General features: G+C 45.0%; 1 protein-coding gene and 1 pseudogene. Both read right to left on the bottom strand.

Annotated features, from left to right (window positions below):
• Positions 1 to 316: pseudogene (locus R7070_RS26020) on the bottom strand (Anion transporter); the annotation flags it as partial.
• 232 nt (positions 317 to 548) lie between these two features.
• The coding region (locus R7070_RS26015) for a vancomycin high temperature exclusion protein (RefSeq protein WP_318141490.1) at positions 549 to 1,162 on the bottom strand (614 nt) is incomplete at its 5' end.

Raw genomic sequence — 1,162 nt, 5'->3', positions numbered from 1 at the left:
GCAACGCAGCGGCGAGAGCAAAGCCACCCAAGAACAAGAAGATGATTGAGTTCGAGAAGTTATTCAGTGCAGCTTGGGTGTTAAACACGCCCAAGAAGACGGCAAGCATCGGGATCAGCAAAGCAGTAATGCTGACGTGAATCGCTTCTGTTAACCAAAGAATCGCAACAAAAACTAAGATGCTGATGCCGGTTACGACTTGTGGTTCAAAGGGTAGGGTATTAAACAAGATAATGAACAGCAGAATGTTGGCATTCAAAATCATGCTGTTGCGAGTGAAGAACCAATTCTTCAATGTCACAGCGAGTGCGGTCATGGGTGTGCTCCTTTTGCATTGCCTTTTTGTCGGTTTTTTATGGCAAGGTAACTGACTTGTAGTTATTTATTGATTAAATGTTACTGCGAATGCGAAGGGCAATTTGGCCTGAATCGTAGGCGAAATAAGAAAATGTGAGGTTGAGATTTGGAAATGGGTAGAACTCTACCCATTTGTTTTTAACGAATTGTTATTCATGTGTGACGTGATGCACGAAAATGGTGCCAGCCGATTATTCTATAGGAATGTTGCGCTCAGCATTTGATGCTTCTGTTGGGTCTTCTACCGCAAGAATTGGCTCTTGAGGGCCAAGGAAGCGTGGCTGCGTATTCATCACGTAGAGATCCAAAAATGCTTTCACACGAGCAAGCAGTTCACGAATTCGCATCGAAGTTTTTTGTTTGTTCGCCGTTGGGCCTGCGACTGCAAGGCACTGTGCATCAATGTTATACGCATCGGCAATGAACAACGCGCGCTCACAGTGAAAGCGTTGAGTCACTATCAAAAAACGCTCTGAGGCGAAGATCTTTTTTGCTCGCACGATGGAATCCAAAGTCCGAAATCCAGCGTAATCGAGATGGATGACTTCTTCTGGAACGCCGGCTTTAAGCAGATCTCGTTTCATGGTCCATGGCTCATTGTAAGAGCGATGTGCGTTGTCTCCGCTAAGCAAAAACTGTTTCACTTTGCCTTGCTTATAAAGCTCGATCGCTGCATTGATGCGATGAGTGTAATAGGTGTTGAGTGTCTTTCCGATGTATTTACTCGTACCAAGCACCACCGCAACTTCGTGCTGGGGTATTTGGTCGTAATCGATAAAGATATTGTCTTTGGCCTGTAATGCGA

The sequence above is a fragment of the Vibrio sp. 1557 genome (assembly GCF_033340175.1).
Lineage (GTDB): Bacteria > Pseudomonadota > Gammaproteobacteria > Enterobacterales > Vibrionaceae > Vibrio > Vibrio alginolyticus.
This window is presented reverse-complemented; position numbering and strand designations above follow the sequence as displayed.